The sequence below is a fragment of the Cohnella fermenti genome, from assembly GCF_004801405.1.
In the GTDB taxonomy this organism is placed as follows: Bacteria; Bacillota; Bacilli; order Paenibacillales; family Paenibacillaceae; genus Cohnella; species Cohnella fermenti.
Window position 1 is genome coordinate 24,356 of the sequence record NZ_SSOB01000033.1, and the last position, 15,579, is coordinate 39,934.

Annotated in this window: 12 protein-coding genes; all 12 read left to right on the top strand. The window is 56.6% G+C overall.

Features of this window, described 5'->3' with window-relative positions; translation table 11 throughout:
* The first annotated feature begins 11 nt into the window (after positions 1 to 11).
* The 12 genes from E6C55_RS22475 to E6C55_RS22530 all read left to right on the top strand — a co-directional run bounded on the left by E6C55_RS22475 (position 12) and on the right by E6C55_RS22530 (position 15,542).
* Positions 12 to 1,739 carry an extracellular solute-binding protein gene (locus E6C55_RS22475; protein ID WP_136372068.1) on the top strand — a complete coding sequence of 576 codons (1,728 nt, stop codon included), beginning with the start codon at positions 12 to 14 and terminating at the stop codon, positions 1,737 to 1,739.
* A gap of 74 nt (positions 1,740 to 1,813) precedes the next feature.
* Entirely contained in the window at positions 1,814 to 2,785 is a 972-nt protein-coding gene (locus tag E6C55_RS22480) for an ABC transporter permease (RefSeq protein WP_136372069.1), read from the top strand.
* Positions 2,786 to 2,801: 16 nt separating this feature from the next.
* Positions 2,802 to 3,725 carry a carbohydrate ABC transporter permease gene (locus E6C55_RS22485; protein ID WP_136372070.1) on the top strand — a complete coding sequence of 308 codons (924 nt, stop codon included), beginning with the start codon at positions 2,802 to 2,804 and terminating at the stop codon, positions 3,723 to 3,725.
* A 35-nt stretch (positions 3,726 to 3,760) separates the two neighbouring features.
* Positions 3,761 to 4,678: a glycoside hydrolase family protein gene (locus E6C55_RS22490; protein WP_136372071.1), complete on the top strand. Its 918-nt coding sequence runs from the start codon at positions 3,761 to 3,763 to the stop codon at positions 4,676 to 4,678.
* Between the two features lie 237 nt (positions 4,679 to 4,915).
* On the top strand, positions 4,916 to 5,149 hold the full coding sequence (locus E6C55_RS22495) for an HPr family phosphocarrier protein (RefSeq protein WP_136372072.1): 234 nt from the start codon (positions 4,916 to 4,918) through the stop codon (positions 5,147 to 5,149).
* An 82-nt stretch (positions 5,150 to 5,231) separates the two neighbouring features.
* Entirely contained in the window at positions 5,232 to 7,340 is a 2,109-nt protein-coding gene (locus E6C55_RS22500; protein ID WP_136372073.1) for a methyl-accepting chemotaxis protein, read from the top strand.
* Positions 7,333 to 8,952, top strand: a complete 1,620-nt coding sequence (locus E6C55_RS22505; protein WP_136372074.1) for a response regulator — start codon at positions 7,333 to 7,335, stop codon at positions 8,950 to 8,952. The genes E6C55_RS22500 and E6C55_RS22505 overlap by 8 nt, the downstream gene beginning before the upstream one ends.
* A gap of 6 nt (positions 8,953 to 8,958) precedes the next feature.
* Positions 8,959 to 10,740: a sensor histidine kinase gene (locus E6C55_RS22510; RefSeq protein WP_136372075.1), complete on the top strand. Its 1,782-nt coding sequence runs from the start codon at positions 8,959 to 8,961 to the stop codon at positions 10,738 to 10,740.
* A gap of 3 nt (positions 10,741 to 10,743) precedes the next feature.
* Complete coding sequence (locus E6C55_RS22515; protein WP_136372076.1) at positions 10,744 to 11,727, top strand: substrate-binding domain-containing protein; 984 nt, start codon at positions 10,744 to 10,746, stop codon at positions 11,725 to 11,727.
* A 147-nt stretch (positions 11,728 to 11,874) separates the two neighbouring features.
* Positions 11,875 to 13,386 carry a sugar ABC transporter ATP-binding protein gene (locus tag E6C55_RS22520; RefSeq protein WP_136372077.1) on the top strand — a complete coding sequence of 504 codons (1,512 nt, stop codon included), beginning with the start codon at positions 11,875 to 11,877 and terminating at the stop codon, positions 13,384 to 13,386.
* 16 nt (positions 13,387 to 13,402) lie between these two features.
* Positions 13,403 to 14,416 (top strand): ABC transporter permease, encoded by a 1,014-nt coding sequence (locus E6C55_RS22525; protein ID WP_168735816.1) that lies wholly within the window; start codon positions 13,403 to 13,405, stop codon positions 14,414 to 14,416.
* Between the two features lie 103 nt (positions 14,417 to 14,519).
* Positions 14,520 to 15,542, top strand: coding sequence for an ABC transporter substrate-binding protein (locus E6C55_RS22530; RefSeq protein WP_136372078.1), 1,023 nt, complete (start codon positions 14,520 to 14,522; stop codon positions 15,540 to 15,542).
* Positions 15,543 to 15,579: the final 37 nt, after the last annotated feature.

Here is a 15,579-nt window from a genome sequence, read left to right on the forward strand (position 1 = left end):
GATCGTTGCGTATGACATGGACGCTAAGAGCGGGGGCAGTTGCGCTGATCGCCGGCGCGATGGCGTTGTCGGGGTGCAGCTCGAATTCGTCGAACGGCAATGCAAGCGGTAACGCGGGGGCGTCTGCCGGAGCCTCCGGGAGCGGAGACCAAGGGACGACAGAGACAGCCAAGCTGACCTGGTTCTCGGATGTAAGCGGCTGGAATCCTCCTTCTCCGTGGAATTCGGACCCGGCTTCCGTTGAAGGGACGATTACAAGCAAGACGGGACTCTCCTTCGAATTCAACATACCGGCCCAGGATGCGGGCACCAAGCTGAGCCTTATGCTCGTCTCCTCGGACAAGCTGCCCGATGTGATCTCGATCTCGGACGGCACTCTGATCAAGAAGCTGATCCAGGCCGACAAGGTGTGGAAGCTGGACGAATTCCTGCAGAAGTACGACCCGGATTCCCCTCTGTTGAGCAAGTTCCCGGAAGACATCAAGCAAGCGCTGATCGAGCGGGACGGAGGCTGGTACGCGTACCCGAGCCATATGGACTCGACCGACGCTCGCGAGCTGTACCCGCCGTCGAGCGACTTCTACAACGATTTCGCGAAGTTCCGGTCGAACGGAGCAATTATGTTCAATGAGCAGATCATGGAGCAGGCGGGCATCGCCGCCGACGAGCTGACGACGGAGGCCGGCGTCCTCGCCGCGCTCGAGAAGGTGAAGGGGATGACGTTCAACGGCTCCCCGGTCATCCCGCTGCAGATCGACGGCAAGGAATATGCAGGCATGTCGGTCGGAGGTCTCGGGCACGGAGGAACGCTGGGCGTGCTGGAATCGATGTTCGGAGCGATGCCCGTCGACAAGGACGGGAATTACCGCGACATCATTCTGGCTCCGGAGACCAAGAATGCGATTGATTTCTTGTACGAAGCGGCGAAGCTGGGCGCCTTCGACCCGAGCCAGATGACAACCGACGATACCGCGACCAAGGCGGCGGTCAAGAGCGGACGCGTCTTCGCCTTCATCGGCAATACGGCGGACACGGGCTTTACCGACGAAGATGCCGCCACCACTTGGACGACGCCGGGACCCGTCCAATCCAGCCAGAATGCGAAGCCGGTATTCGGCAAGTCGCTGAAGGCCGGAACGGGCTGGCTCAGCACCTTCATCTCCAAGTCGGCTCCGCATCCCGAGCTCATTGCCAAGTGGCTGGACTTCATGACAAGCGACGAGGGGCTGCTGCTTAACTACTATGGATTCGAAGGCACGGATTATGCGCTGGAGGACGGACTTGCCGTCCAAACCGATCAAGGGCTGAAGGATGCCGCCAACTATTCGACGACGGGCGTGTTCGCGTTCTGGCCGTTCCATAACATCGCCTGGCACGACCATGCGACCAAGGAACCGACGATCGCCAAGGGAGCGGACGGCTTGATGGCCCGGACCGTCCAGACGACAATCGGCAAGGCGTCCGAGGTGTACGATACGACGCCGCTGCAGATGCCGAGCGACTTTATCGAAGCCGGCAGCAAGATGGCGAACAATCAGATGCAGATCAAGACCTACCTGGAAGCTCAGGTGTCGAAGATGGTTCTGGCCAAGGACGAGGCATCCCGAGACCAAACCTACGAAGAGACGATAGCGAAGATAAAGCAGATGGGGCTGGACGAGATCAACGCCAAAATAAACGAGCAGTTCCATAAGCAGGAACAGTCGCTTGGCGTGACGGTCATAGGCATCAATTCGTAACATGAGCCGGAGAAACCGGAGTGCCGGGGCGACCTTCGCCGGCACTTCCGGCTTCCATGTGGAGGGACCGCAGAATGAAGCTTGCGAAGGAGAAGCCTGCCGGCACGCTGGCCGGGCGACGCAAAGGATACGCGCTGCAGCGCGATTGGCGAACGCAGGCGGAACTGTTGATCATGCTGTGGCCGGCAGTGGCGCTCATCGTCGTATTCAACTTTTTCCCCCTGTTCGGGCTGCTGATGGCATTCAAGGACTACGATCCGATCAGCGGAATCGAAGGGATCTTCACGAGTCCTTGGAATCGATTTGAGAACTTCACGATGATCTTCCACGACTTCCAGTTCTGGCCGATGGTGCGCAACACGCTCGGCATCAACCTGCTCGGTTCTCTGGTCGGCATTCCCGTCACCCTCGGATTCGCCCTTCTTCTGAACGAGATCGTGAGCGCGAAGTTTAAATCGCTTATTCAGACCGTAACATATTTGCCGCACTTTCTCTCCTGGGTTATATACGGGGGCTTGTTTATTACGCTGCTGAACCCGCAAGGCGGCATCGTCAACTATGTTCTGACCGAGCTTCATCTTGTCGATAAACCGATTCAGTTCCTGGCCGATCCGCATTACTTCTGGGGACTGGCGATCACGACCAACCTGCTCAAGGACATCGGCTGGGGAGCCATCCTGTACTTGGCCGCCATGTCGGGCATCGAACAGTCGCTCTACGAAGCGGCCGCCATCGATGGGGCCGGGCGCTTTAAACGGATGCGTCATATTACGATTCCGGGCATTTTGCCGACGCTGATGATTTTGATTATTTTTGCCGTGAGCGGCATGCTGAACAACAATTTTACGCAGATCTACGTTCTGCAGAATTCGCTTAATATGCAGGCCAGCCAAGTCATCGACACCTATGTGTATCAGATAGGCTTGCTGCAATTCCAATTCGACGCGGCCACGGCTATCGGTCTTATGAAGTCGGTGCTTGCGCTCGTGCTGCTCGTCGGAGCGAACTACGCTTCGAACAAGCTGACCAAATCAGGGCTGTTCTAAGGAGGCATCTGGGAGTATGGTGGGAGGAAAGTCTCCGGGCGAACGATTATTTTACCTCTTGAATGCCGCGATCATGGTTGTCATCATGGTCGTGACCGTATATCCGTTCTGGTACGCGCTGATCAGCTCGCTGAACCACGGGGCGGACCTGCAGCATGGTCCCGTCTTCGCCTGGCCCCGCAGCTTCACATGGGCCAGCTGGCGAACCGTGCTGGCCGATCCCGGCTTGCTGCAAGCGGCCTGGATCACGATCTCGCGGACCGTCATCGTCACCGTCGTCTCCATCCTGTACACGGCGATGTTCGCCTACGCGTTCTCGCGCCCTTATCTGAAGGGACGCCGATGGTACATGGCGATCGGGTTCACGAGCATGTACTTCAGCGGCGGGCTGATTCCGTCGTTTATGCTGATGAACTGGCTGCATCTTTACGATTCGTATTGGGTCTACATCCTGCCCTCCTTGTTCAGCGGCTTCTGGAACGTTATTATCTTCAACGCCAATTACAAAGCGATTCCGGACGCCCTGTTCGAGTCGGCCAAGCTGGACGGCGCGAGCGAATTCGCGATCTTCTTCCGCATTGTCCTGCCGCTCTCCAAGCCGGTGCTGGCGGCCCTGTCCATCTTCACGGCGGTCGGCATCTGGAACGATTACGGGACGACGCTCTACTTCACGCAATCCGAGCATCTGCAGACGCTGCAATACATGATTCTGAAGCTGCTGCAGACGAGCTCGGCCGTCGAGCAGTTGTCCAGCTCGGCGGCGCTGTCGAATCCGTCCATCTCCCAGCTGCTGGCGCTGGCGCAAGGCAACGGCGAGATTACATCGCAGACGATCGAACTGGCCTCTATGGTTATCGCTTCGATCCCGATGATTATTATGTATCCTTTCGCGCAGAGGTTCTTTATCAAGGGGGTTCTCCTTGGCTCCGTTAAGGGATAATATTCGACGTGGAAAAGAAAGGGGAGGTGCTGTTTATGCAAACGCCTTTGTATCGCGACCCTATTCATGACGGCGCGACCGATCCGACGCTTATTTACAACAGGCAAGAGCGGCAGTGGTGGATGGTGTATACGAGCAGGAGGGCGTCGGCGGAAGGGCCGGGCGTCGCCTGGGTTCACGGCTCGGATCTCGGCGTCGCTTCCTCTCCGGACGGAGGGCGCACCTGGACGTATCGGGGCACGCTGTCCGGGCTCGAGTTCGAATGGGGGCGCAATACGTTCTGGGCGCCGGAGATCGTCTATCGGGAAGGCGTCTATCATATGTATGTCAGCTATATTCAGGGCGTCCCCACCGCTTGGGTCGGCTCCCGAACGATCCTCCATTATTCCAGCCCGGACCTTCTGGCCTGGAAGCTGGAAGGGCCGCTGAAGCTGAGCTCCGACCGGGTTATCGATGCGTGCATCTTCGAGAAGCCGGCCGGCGGATTCCGGATGTGGTACAAGGATGAAGCGAACAATTCGTTCACTTACGCGGCGGACAGCGACGATTTATACGAGTGGAAGCCGATCGGCCCGGCGCTGACGCATCGCGCGCACGAGGGGCCCAATGTGTTCCGCTTCCACGACAGCTATTGGATGATCGTCGACGAATGGAGCGGCCAGGGCGTCTTCCGGTCCGACGATCTGGAGCATTGGACGCCGGCCGGGCACATCCTGGCAGCCTCGGGCAAGCGGGAGGATGACGCGGGCTTCGGCCACCATGCGGATGTCGTCGTGGTCGGAGACGAAGCGTACATCTTCTACTTCACGCATCCGGGGCGAGCCGCACGCGGCGGCGCAGGGCAAGACGGCCGCGAGCAGCGGCGCTCTTCGGTTCAAGCCGCGCGTCTGCGCGTCAGGGACGGCGAGCTGATCTGCGACCGCGACGAGGAGTTTGAAGTGCGGTTGCCGTGAGGAAGAACGCGTGCAAGCAAGCGTTAATGAGCAGGAACAACCAATAGCGGAAGAGGGATGAACTCCCTCTTCCGCTATTGGTCAATATGATTATCCGGTTGAACTGCGCGAATAATCAGCTTGTTTGCGCATCGCATTTTTTTCGACTACTCTCCAATATTTTTCGATGTTTTGTCGCGTCCTCCTCCTTTACAATCGATAGTATGGAAACGCATTCAGCAGGAGGTTGAGGGCTTCATGATCCGATCGATTCGTATCAAGGATGTCGGAAGCATCGAGAAGGTTAATGCGATCGTCTCGAGGTATCCGTTCGACATCTGGATTCACAGCAAGAGCGGGTTGGCCGACGCCAAATCTATTCTTGGCTTGTATGCGCTGAAGCTTAATGAGCCGATGTTCCTTGTCGTTCCGGACGGAACGGACAGCAAGCGGCTGTTTGAAGAGCTCGAGCCATACGTAGAACTGGGCTGACGCAGAACATTGGAAATTCCGAGAGCCCAAGCCGGGCAAGATCCCGCTGCCATAGGCGGCGGGGTCCAAGGAGGCATGAAGGATGAATCAATGGAAGCGGGTCAGAGAATCGATCGGTCGAACGGCCGATCATCGGCTTCTAAGATTCGGAACCGTCCAGACGAGATTGACCGTATTCTTCGCGGTCTTGCTGGCGATCACGATCGGAATAACGGGGATTGTCAGCTACCGACATTCGAGTGCAGCGATCAGCGGGAAAATTAAGCTTTATTCCGGACAGATTATCGAGCAGATCGGCGCCAAGATCGATCTGGATATCGGTCATATTCAATATGCGATCGAGGATATCGCATCCAGTGACAACATTCAGAGCGGACTAGCGGACATCAACGACACGAACACGAGCAACACGCGTCGAGACAGCCTGATCAATAAGGAGATCGCCCACAAGCTGTCCCTGCTCAATTACGTGTCGAGCATTGTGCTGGACGTGAACGGACTGGAGACGCTTGGGACGTACAACACCTTGAATAAACAGAAGCTTAAACGAATCGTTCAATCTACGGAAGAGACAAGCGGCTATCGTTATTCCCTCATCGAGGACAGCACGAGCGGGAAGTTCTCCATCGCCATTAGCAAGAGAATCAAATCAGCCATAAACGGGCACAAGCTTGGCACGATTATTATAACGATTGAGGAGAAGCACTTGATGGAGATCTATGATAGAATCGAGCTGGGTCCCGGAGCCGAGTTGTTTATCATGGACGAACAAGAGCAGGTCGTGTCCAGCCGCAACAAAGACAGGCTGCCGCTCGCCGGCGGTCCGGAGGATGCGGGCCTGACGGAAGCGGTTATGCACAAGGTCCTGAACGGGTCGGTGTCCGCCTTCGGACAATCGTTCGGCGAACGCTCGCTGATCTCCACGGCTCCTGTCGCCTCTACCGGATGGACAGTCGTGTCCATCATTCCGGACTCGTTCCTGCGCATGGAGCTTGTGAGGCTTGAGCAGAGGATGCTGCTGATCGGAGCCGTGTGCCTGATCGTCGCGGCACTGGTCGCTTACTTCGTCTCGCTCGGCGTATCCGTGCCGAGCAGGAGGCTGATGGCGGCTATTCAGAGGGTAAGCGAAGGAGATCTGTCGGAGGTGCTGCGCGACCCGAATCGTGACGAGATGGGGACAATCTCCGCACGATTTAACGATATGGTCGCAGCGATCGGCAATTTGGTTCGGAGAACGCGCGAATCCTCGGACCGGATGCTCGTCCAATCCCGCGGCACTGCGGCGATGGCCGAGCAATTCCGCGGAGATCTCGGCGAGTTCGCCGCCTCGATGGGGCAGATCAGCGAAGGCTCCGTCAGGCAGGCGGCAGCGGCATCCGAAGGCTCGAACACAATGGTTGAACTGGCGGACAGAATTGACCGAATCGGCGACAGCATAGAAGGGATTCAGACGGCCGCAGCGGGAATCGGAATTGCATGCGGACAATCGCACGACACGCTGTCGGTATTGAGCGACAAGACGGCCGCGGCGAACGCCGTGTTCGGCGAAGTCCATTCGCATATCGGAAGATGGAGCCGCGACTTGGCCGACGTCGGCCAAGTCGCGAGGACGATTCGGGGCATCGCCCGCCAGACGAATATTCTCGCCGTCAACGCGAGGATTGAAGCCAGTCGAGCCGGTGCGGCTGGCAGAGCCTTCGCAGTAGTAGCGGCAGAAGTAAGGCGATTGGCCGACGAGACGAAGGCCGCCGCCGAGAGCATTGCAAGCACGGTGGACGAGGTCGGTCACCGTGCCCGCGACGTTGTCGAGAGCGCTTCGCTGGCCGCACGTCTCTTCGGCGAGCAGGAGAAGGCGGTGAGAAGAACCGGCGAGACATTCGGACAAATCTCGAACGAAGCGGATATCGTTATCGAATTCGTGAATCGGATCGGCTGCGCTGCCGACGAGATGCTTCTGTCCAAGTCGCATACGCTTCAGGCGATGGAACAGATTGCGTCGGTCGCGGGCGAGACGGCCCATGTTACGGCGACTGTCTATGCCACGACGGAAGCGCATCTGCGCGAGACCGACAAGCTGACCGCAATGGCCCAAGCGATCAAGGAGGAATCAGTCGGAATGTCGGAAGCGATCTCCGGTTGGGGGGACAGCGGGGCGGACGATAGGCTGGGCAGGAGGCGCGGAGATGTATAAATTGATAATAGTGGATGACGAGATTCTGGTTCGGGATGCGATCAAGAGCCAGATGAACTGGACGGAGTACGGCTTCGAATGCATCGGCGATTGCGAAGACGGCATTGAGGCGCTCGAGTTCATGGAACGAGAACAAGCGGATGTTGTGTTAACCGATATCGGGATGCCGTTCATGGACGGGCTGGAGCTTACCCGTGAATTGGCAGAACGACATCCGGATGCGAAGGTCGTCATTCTGACCGGTTATGACGACTTTGATTATGCTCAGAGGGCTGTGAAGCTTCAAGCGGTCGATTATTTGTTGAAGCCGATAACGTCAGTCGAGCTCGGCACCGTGCTGGCTCGATTGCGCCAGGATCTGGATTCGCAACGGAACAAAGAGCAGGATTATGAGCAATTGAGGCGCCAGCTCGCGGAGAACATGCCGCTCCTTCGAGAGCGCTTCCTCGAGCAGATGATGACCTCGCCTATGACGGACAGACAGAAGCGGGAAGGATTGAGCTACTTCCAGATCGGCGCGAACGGAAGCCAGTGGATCGAACTGGCGATGGACGTGGATGAGTTCACCTGGGAGTATTCGTCCTCGATAGCCGATCAGCAATTGATTCGATTCGCCGTCTATAATGTAGTGACGGAATTGATCGGCAGCCGCCAAGATTCCTCGGTGTATCGCGATTGCGAGAACCGAGTCTTCGCGCTCGTAGCCGGGGACGACCCTCGGAAGCTCATGGAGACGGCGCTTCAACTGGCGGAGGAGAGCCACGAAGCAATCGTCTCGATTCTTCCCGTTAAGCTGTCCATTGGAGTCGGCCTTCCTGCGAGGCTCAGGGAGGACGTCACCTGCGCGCATCGAACAGCGTTGGCGGCGCTCGAATATCGGTTCGTCATCGGCCTCGGAACGATCATCCCTCTCTCGGACGTCGAAGCGCGCGAGCGGCCGGAGGTTTTATCCGTCGTTGCATGGGAGAGCGAGCTTGTCACGAAGCTGAAGACCGGAACTCCGGATGAATTGGACGAATGGGTCGATAAGTTGTTCAAGGCGATCCGGGAACACCTCTTCCCGTTGCCGTTATGCCAATTGTACTTGCAGCGGATTGTCTTGACGCTGATGCATACGCTGTATGAGCTTGATCACCAGGCGGCGAGGCCGCCTGGACCGAGAAGCGATCCGATGGAGGAGCTTGCTCTTCTCGGTACGCTGGACGAAGCTCAGGCATGGCTTGGGGAGCTGTGCAAGCAAGCCGTCGCGAAGATACGCGGCTTAAGGGACAGCCAGAGCGATCTTCAAGTGAACAAGGCGCTTGAGTTCGTTAAGCACCATTATAAAGACCCGGATCTCTCGCTTATCTCCGTATGCAAGCACATCTCCATGAGTCCGAGCTACTTTAGCGTGATGTTCAAGCAGCATATCGGCAAGACTTTCGTGGAGCACGTGACGGATATACGAATGGAGAAGGCCAGGGAGCTATTGGCATTGACGTCCATGAAGAGTTATGAAATCGCTTACGAAGTAGGATACAGCGATCCTCACTACTTCAGCGGAGCGTTCAAGAAGCACCAAGGAGATACGCCTACCGAATACCGCCAGAAATCGACGATGAAGAAGGCGTGATGACCGTTGAAGCCGCCGTTTAAGCTTCGAAGCTTCCAGACGAATATCGTATTTGCCTTCGCGCTGGTCATCTTGATGACCATTCTTATTATGGGGGTAACATCGTATTACGTATCCCGTGAGTCGGTTCAATCGAATACCCAGACCTATACGACCGAACTTGTGAAGCAGGTGAACAAGAACATCAGGTCGTACATCAATGGCATGATGTATATGTCGGATCTGGCGGCAGGCAACCGGACGATTCAGGAATACTTCTCGGCCACGTCGTTCAAGAGCCTGGAAGAAGAGAAGAAGCTGAAGGAGAGCATCGTCGACTTCCTGGGATCGATGCTTGTCTCCCGCACCGATATTGCTTCCGTGAATATCTTCGCTACAAGCGGGGGGAGATTTGTGACGGGAAGGGCCGAACTGGAACGCAATCCGTATATCGACATCGAAGAGATGAGCTGGTACAAAGACGCTCTTGCCGCTCATGGAGAGAATGTCATCTCTTCCAGCCATGTTCAGCCGATCTTCAAGGGCAGCTATCCTTGGGTCGTATCGCTCAGCCGCGAGTTGATCGGTCGCGACGGGCGGAGTCTTGGCGTATTCCTTGTTGACCTCAACTTCAGCGTCATGAACGATATCCTGAAGGATATCAAGCTGGGGAAGCGGGGGTATCTGTTCATCGTGGATCAGAACGGCAAGCTCGTCTATCATCCGCAGCAGCAGCTCATCTACAGCAAGCTCAAGACAGAGATGATCGACCGGGTGCTTGTTACGCAGAGCGGTACCTTCACGAGCGACGAAGGCAAGGACAGCCGCATGTACACCGTAGAGGATGCGGGCTTCGGGTGGAGAATCGTCGGTGTCTCCTATGTGAACGAACTGGCTGCCAATCAGAACAATTTGCGTCTGTCGTTCATTTTCCTCGGACTTGTCTGCATCGTAATTGCGATCCTGATCTCCTTCTATCTGTCCCAGCGTGTAAGCCGTCCGATACGTCAACTGGAATCGCACATGAAGGAAGTCGAGCGCGGCAACTTCGACCTGCATGTTCCGGTGCCGAAGACGATCGAGATCGGTCGTCTTGCGCGGGCATTCAATATTATGGTCGGACGAATCAAGGAGCTTATGAACCAGACGATCTCTGACCAGGAGCAGAAACGCAAGAGTGAGCTGAGTGCTCTGCAGGCACAGATCAACCCGCACTTTCTGTACAATACGTTGGATTCGATCATCTGGATGGCAGAGAGCAACCGTTCGCAGGAGGTGATCCTCATGACGTCCGCACTGGCGAAGCTGTTCCGCGCATCGATCGGCAAGGGGGAAGAGCTTGTGCCGATCCGCAACGAGATTGAGCACATCACGAATTATCTGAAGATACAGAAGATGCGTTACAGCAACAAGCTCGACTACCGGATTGATATCGATGGCTCGATCGAGCACATCTTGACGATCAAGGTCATCTTGCAGCCGATCGTGGAGAATGCAATCTATCACGGAATCAAGAAGAAGCGCGGGGCAGGGAGCGTAGTCGTCAAGTCGCAGATGACGGATACCGATATTTTGCTGATCGTTGAAGACAACGGCTGCGGCATGGATGAGGAGACGGTGCGCACTCTTCTGTTGCCGATAGCGAAGCGGCCGGAAGGGCGGGGTGTCGGCGTTCGGAACGTTCACGAGCGACTTCAGTTGTACTTCGGGCCTCAGTATGGGCTAAGCTATGCCAGCTCGCCGGGAGAAGGTACGACGGCAACGATTCGTTTCCCGAAAAAAACGGCGGTTCCGCCCGTTGGAGAGTGAAGTATGTTCGCGTACCGGTTACGACGCCCGGCTTGGATCGTCGGGCTGATTGTCATGATGCTGTCGCTCGCCTGGTTTGCCTTCGCAAGCTGGCCTGATCGGGCGCCGATTCGCATCGAGATTATTATTAAATCGACGGACGATTCCATCGAGTTCTGGAAAGTGCTGAAGGACGGCGCCAACGTCGCCGCTGAAGAATTCGGTGCGGAGGTCAAGGTGACGGGCGCGCGTTCGGATGCCGATGTCGATGGACAAATCTCGCGTGTCGAGGAAGCGATCTCCCGCAAGCCGGATGCGATCATTTTGTCGGCCAACGACTTCAATCGGCTTGTCCCCGTGGCGAAGAAGGTTGCGGCCGGCAAGATTCGCTTTTTTATTGTCGATTCGGGAATCAATGCCGACATCGCGAGGAGCGCTGTTGCAACAGATAATGTCAAGGCGGGCAAGGAAGCGGGCCAAGCGCTTCTGGACACTCTCGAAGGACCTGCGGATGTGGCGATTATCAATTACGGATCGGCCGGCGCTTCCCTGATTGACAGGGAGAAGGGCGTGCGTTCGGTGCTGGACGAACAGTCGGGAATTCGGCTGCTTGCTACATACGATGCACAAGGTCAGGAGGATAATGCCTACTTGTATACCAAACGCGCGATCGCCGAGCACCCCGAGCTGCGCGGCATCGTCGGCTTGAACGAACCGACGAGCGTAGGGGCGGGAAGAGCCATCCGCGAGCTCGGGATGAGCGATCGCATCCGGCTGATCGGCTTCGATAGTTCGATTAACGAGGTCAAGCTGCTCGAAGAAGGAATCATGCAGGCTACGATAATCCAGAATCCGTTCCAGATGGGCTATCTGAGCGTCAAGACGGCAGTCGATTCGGTTCGCGGGAAGGAAGTGCCGAAGCGGATCGACACGGGCTCGCTAACCATTACCAGAGACAATATGTACGAGGAAGAGAATCAGAAGCTTCTCTTCCCATTCTACGAATAAGAACGGGCCGCTGGCCCGTTTTTCTGTTTATGTCCGATTATGTCCGAATATTTTTCGACTCTTCCCGGAAGAAATCACATTCAGGCCAAAGATTGAAAGCGTTATATTTAAAAGCAACAACGGAATGGAAGCAAGGAGGGGCAGGCAATGAACGAGGCGCTCGTAACCATGACCGGAATCGAAAAGCATTTTGCCGGCGTCCATGCGCTGAAGGGCTGCCGGTTCGAGCTGCGATCCGGCGAGGTCCATGCGCTGGTCGGAGAGAACGGCGCGGGCAAATCGACGATGATGAAGATTCTGACGGGGGTTTATCAGAAGGACGAAGGAGAGATTGCATACAAGGGCGGCCCTGTCCAGATTGCGGATACCAAAGCGGCACAGAAGCTCGGAATCACGATGATTCATCAGGAGCTGAATCTGGCTCCGGACCTCACCGTCGCTCAGAACATCTTCATCGGGCGCGAACCGCGAAGCTTCGGGGGGCTGTTCCTTAACGACAAAGAGATGAACAGGCAAACCTCCAAGCTGCTGGCCCAGATGAATCTGGATATCGAGCCGACTGCGCTCGTGTCCGATCTCACCGTTGCCAAGCAGCAGATGGTCGAGATCGTTAAGGCAATCTCGTACGAGTCCCAGGCGCTCATCATGGACGAGCCGACTGCGGCGCTCAGCGACAACGAGATCGAGGAGCTGTTCGCGACGATCGAGAAGCTTAGAGCCGAAGGTGTCGGCATTGTCTACATCTCCCACCGGATGGCCGAGCTGCAGCGCATCAGCGACCGGATTACGGTCATGCGGGACGGAGCTTACATCGATACGGTGCTAACGAGAGAGACAACGGTCGAGCGAATTATCTCGATGATGGTCGGCCGGGAGCTGTACCATGTCGAAGGGCCTCAGCTCGCAGATTCCTACGGAGAAGTCGTACTCGAAGCGCGGGGGCTGAACCGGGGACGGACGATCAAGGATGTCAGCTTCAAATTGCGCAAGGGCGAGATTCTGGGCATGGCCGGGCTGATCGGCGCGGGACGCACGGAGGTGGCAAGAGCGATCTTCGGTGCGGATTCGCTTGATTCCGGCGAGATTCTCATTCGAGGGAAGAGAGTAAGAATAGGCGCTCCGCACGATGCCGTCCGCGAAGGAATCGGATATTTGTCGGAGGACCGCAAGAGGTACGGCTGCCTGGTCGATATGGACGTTAAGACGAATGTCGCGATTGCTTCGCTTGGTCGGTTCGCCCGATTCTCATGGATGTCCGGCTCGCGAATCGAGCGGGTATCGGAGGATGTCGTCGAGCGGCTTAAGGTGAAGACGCCGAGCGTTCATCAGCGCCTGAAGAACTTGTCGGGCGGCAATCAGCAGAAGGTGATTATCGGGAAGTGGCTGACCAGGGACTGCGATATCCTGATTTTCGACGAACCGACACGGGGGATCGATATTGGAGCCAAGAGCGAGATTTACAAGCTGCTGGACAGTCTGGCTGCACAGGGCAAGTCGATCATCATGATCAGTTCGGAGCTGCCGGAGGTGCTGCGGCTCAGCCATCGGGTTCTCGTTATGTGCGAGGGCAGGGTTACGGCCGATCTGATGAACGACGGATTGACTCAGGAGACGATCATGCATTACGCCACGCAGAGAGAAGAAGCGCTTCACGCATAATTCGGAGGGGATTGGGATGAAGAAAACATCGCTAGCGTTGGGGGCGGCTCCGACGAGGCAATTGTCTATTTTCAAGCCGGGGTGGCTGCAGCAGTTTCTTGCGTTCGGCAGTTTGATCGCTTTGGTCGTTATCTTTTCGTTCGCCTCGGAAAATTTCTTTAAATTCTCCAACATCGTCGGCATTCTGCTCTCCACGGCGGTGACCGGAGTTCTGGCGCTTGGCGCTACCTTCGTCATCATCACCGGGGGAATCGATCTGTCGGTTGGTACGGTGATGACCTTGAGTGCGGTCATGACGGGAGTAAGCATCTCCTTCTGGGGAACTCCGATTTGGGTCGGCCTGCTGGTCGGCGTCATGACCGGCGCGCTCTGCGGACTGGTGTCGGGTTACGCCGTGTCAAAGCTGAATATACCGCCTTTTATCGCAACACTGGCGATGATGATGATTGCGAAGGGGCTTGCTCTCGTCATCTCGGGAACGAAGCCGGTCTACTTTACGGATGCCAAAGGATTCACCGATATAGCGTTGGGTTCGCTGCTTGGCGACATCATTCCCGGCTTCACGATTCCGAATGCGGTGCTGATCTTCTTCGCCGCCGCCATTATCGGAAGTATCGTGCTGACTCGAACGCTGGTCGGCCGATATAACTTCGCGATCGGCAGCAACGAGGAGGCGGCCCGTCTCTCGGGCGTCAACGTGAACTTCTGGAAGATTGTCATCTACACGATCGCCGGCGTCTTCACCGGCATCGCCGGCATCCTTATCGCTTCGCGGCTTAATTCCGCTCAGCCGGCGCTTGGACAAGGATATGAGCTTGAAGCGATCGCCGCGGTCGTCATCGGCGGCACCTCGCTGAGCGGCGGCAAGGGCACGATCATCGGTACGGTGATCGGCGCGCTTATCATGAGTGTTCTGACGAACGGCTTGCGCATTCTGTCCGTTCCCCAGGAGTGGCAGACGGTCGTCGTCGGCTTCGTTATCTTCCTGGCTGTCTATGCCGACATTCTTCGCCGCAAGAAGGGCGCTTAATTGTGTGTATGGTCTTCGCCCGCCAGCCAATTGCACAAGGAGAGTCTGCGGGCGAAGGTTATATAAATCATTACATTATTCATAGTCGAAGGGGAGAGTACGAATGAAGAGGAATGTGAAGAAGTGGACGGCTGCTTCGATGCTGCTGGCCGGAATTCTGCTGGTGTCCGCTTGCGGATCGAACAATGGAGGCAACTCGTCGCCGGCGGCTGCGCCAAGCTCATCCGTTGCCGCATCCGGCACGACGGATGCGGGAGCCAAGCTGTACATCCCCATCATCTCGAAGGGGTTCCAGCATCAATTCTGGCAAGCGGTCAAGATCGGCGCAGAGAAGGCCGCAGCCGAGTACAACGTGGAGATCACCTTCGAAGGACCGGAGACCGAAGAACAAGTCGACAAGCAGCTTGAGATGCTGCAGGTCGCCCTCGACAAGAAGCCAAGCGCGATCGGCTTCGCTGCTCTGGACAGCCAAGCTTCGTTGCCATTGCTTCAGAAGGCGGAGGATGCGAACATTCCGATTATTGCGTTCGACTCGGGTGTCGACAGCGACATTCCGATCGCGACGGCGGCGACCGACAACAAGGCCGCTGCCGCGCTTGCAGCCGACAAGATGGCCGAATTGATTGGCGGCAAGGGAGAGATTGCGGTCATCGCGCACGACCAGACGAGCCGAACGGGAGTCGATCGTCGCGACGGCTTCGTCAATCAGATCAAGGATAAATATCCGGATATCAAGATTGTCGACATTCAGTATAGCGGCGATCATCTCAAGGCGACCGACCTGACGAAGGCGATCCTTCAGGCTCATCCGGACATCAAGGGCGTATTCGGCACGAACGAAGGCGCGGCGATCGGAGTATTGAACGGCGTTACCGAATCGAACATGGCCGGCAAGGTTATCATTATCGGCTTCGACTCGGGCAAGGCGCAGATAGATGCCATCAAGAGCGGCAAGATGGCCGGAGCCATTACGCAGAATCCGATCGGCATCGGGTACGAAACAGTTAAGGCCGCCGTGGCGGCAATCAACGGCGAGACCGTCGAGAAGAACATCGATACCGGCTTCTACTGGTATGACAAGGATAATATCGACAGTGAAGAGATCAAGGCAGTTCTGTACGAATAAAGAATCGATGTCTTGCAGGCGGGAAGAGGAGTATCGC

Bases quoted from the DNA above. Each gene is read 5' to 3' on its own strand.
- E6C55_RS22475 (WP_136372068.1), top strand. From the start codon at position 12: ATGACATGGACGCTAAGAGCGGGGGCAGTTGCGCTGATCGCCGGCGCG.
- E6C55_RS22480 (WP_136372069.1), top strand. From the start codon at position 1,814: ATGAAGCTTGCGAAGGAGAAGCCTGCCGGCACGCTGGCCGGGCGACGC.
- E6C55_RS22485 (WP_136372070.1), top strand. From the start codon at position 2,802: ATGGTGGGAGGAAAGTCTCCGGGCGAACGATTATTTTACCTCTTGAAT.
- E6C55_RS22490 (WP_136372071.1), top strand. From the start codon at position 3,761: ATGCAAACGCCTTTGTATCGCGACCCTATTCATGACGGCGCGACCGAT.
- E6C55_RS22495 (WP_136372072.1), top strand. From the start codon at position 4,916: ATGATCCGATCGATTCGTATCAAGGATGTCGGAAGCATCGAGAAGGTT.
- E6C55_RS22500 (WP_136372073.1), top strand. From the start codon at position 5,232: ATGAATCAATGGAAGCGGGTCAGAGAATCGATCGGTCGAACGGCCGAT.
- E6C55_RS22505 (WP_136372074.1), top strand. From the start codon at position 7,333: ATGTATAAATTGATAATAGTGGATGACGAGATTCTGGTTCGGGATGCG.
- E6C55_RS22515 (WP_136372076.1), top strand. From the start codon at position 10,744: ATGTTCGCGTACCGGTTACGACGCCCGGCTTGGATCGTCGGGCTGATT.
- E6C55_RS22520 (WP_136372077.1), top strand. From the start codon at position 11,875: ATGAACGAGGCGCTCGTAACCATGACCGGAATCGAAAAGCATTTTGCC.
- E6C55_RS22525 (WP_168735816.1), top strand. From the start codon at position 13,403: ATGAAGAAAACATCGCTAGCGTTGGGGGCGGCTCCGACGAGGCAATTG.
- E6C55_RS22530 (WP_136372078.1), top strand. From the start codon at position 14,520: ATGAAGAGGAATGTGAAGAAGTGGACGGCTGCTTCGATGCTGCTGGCC.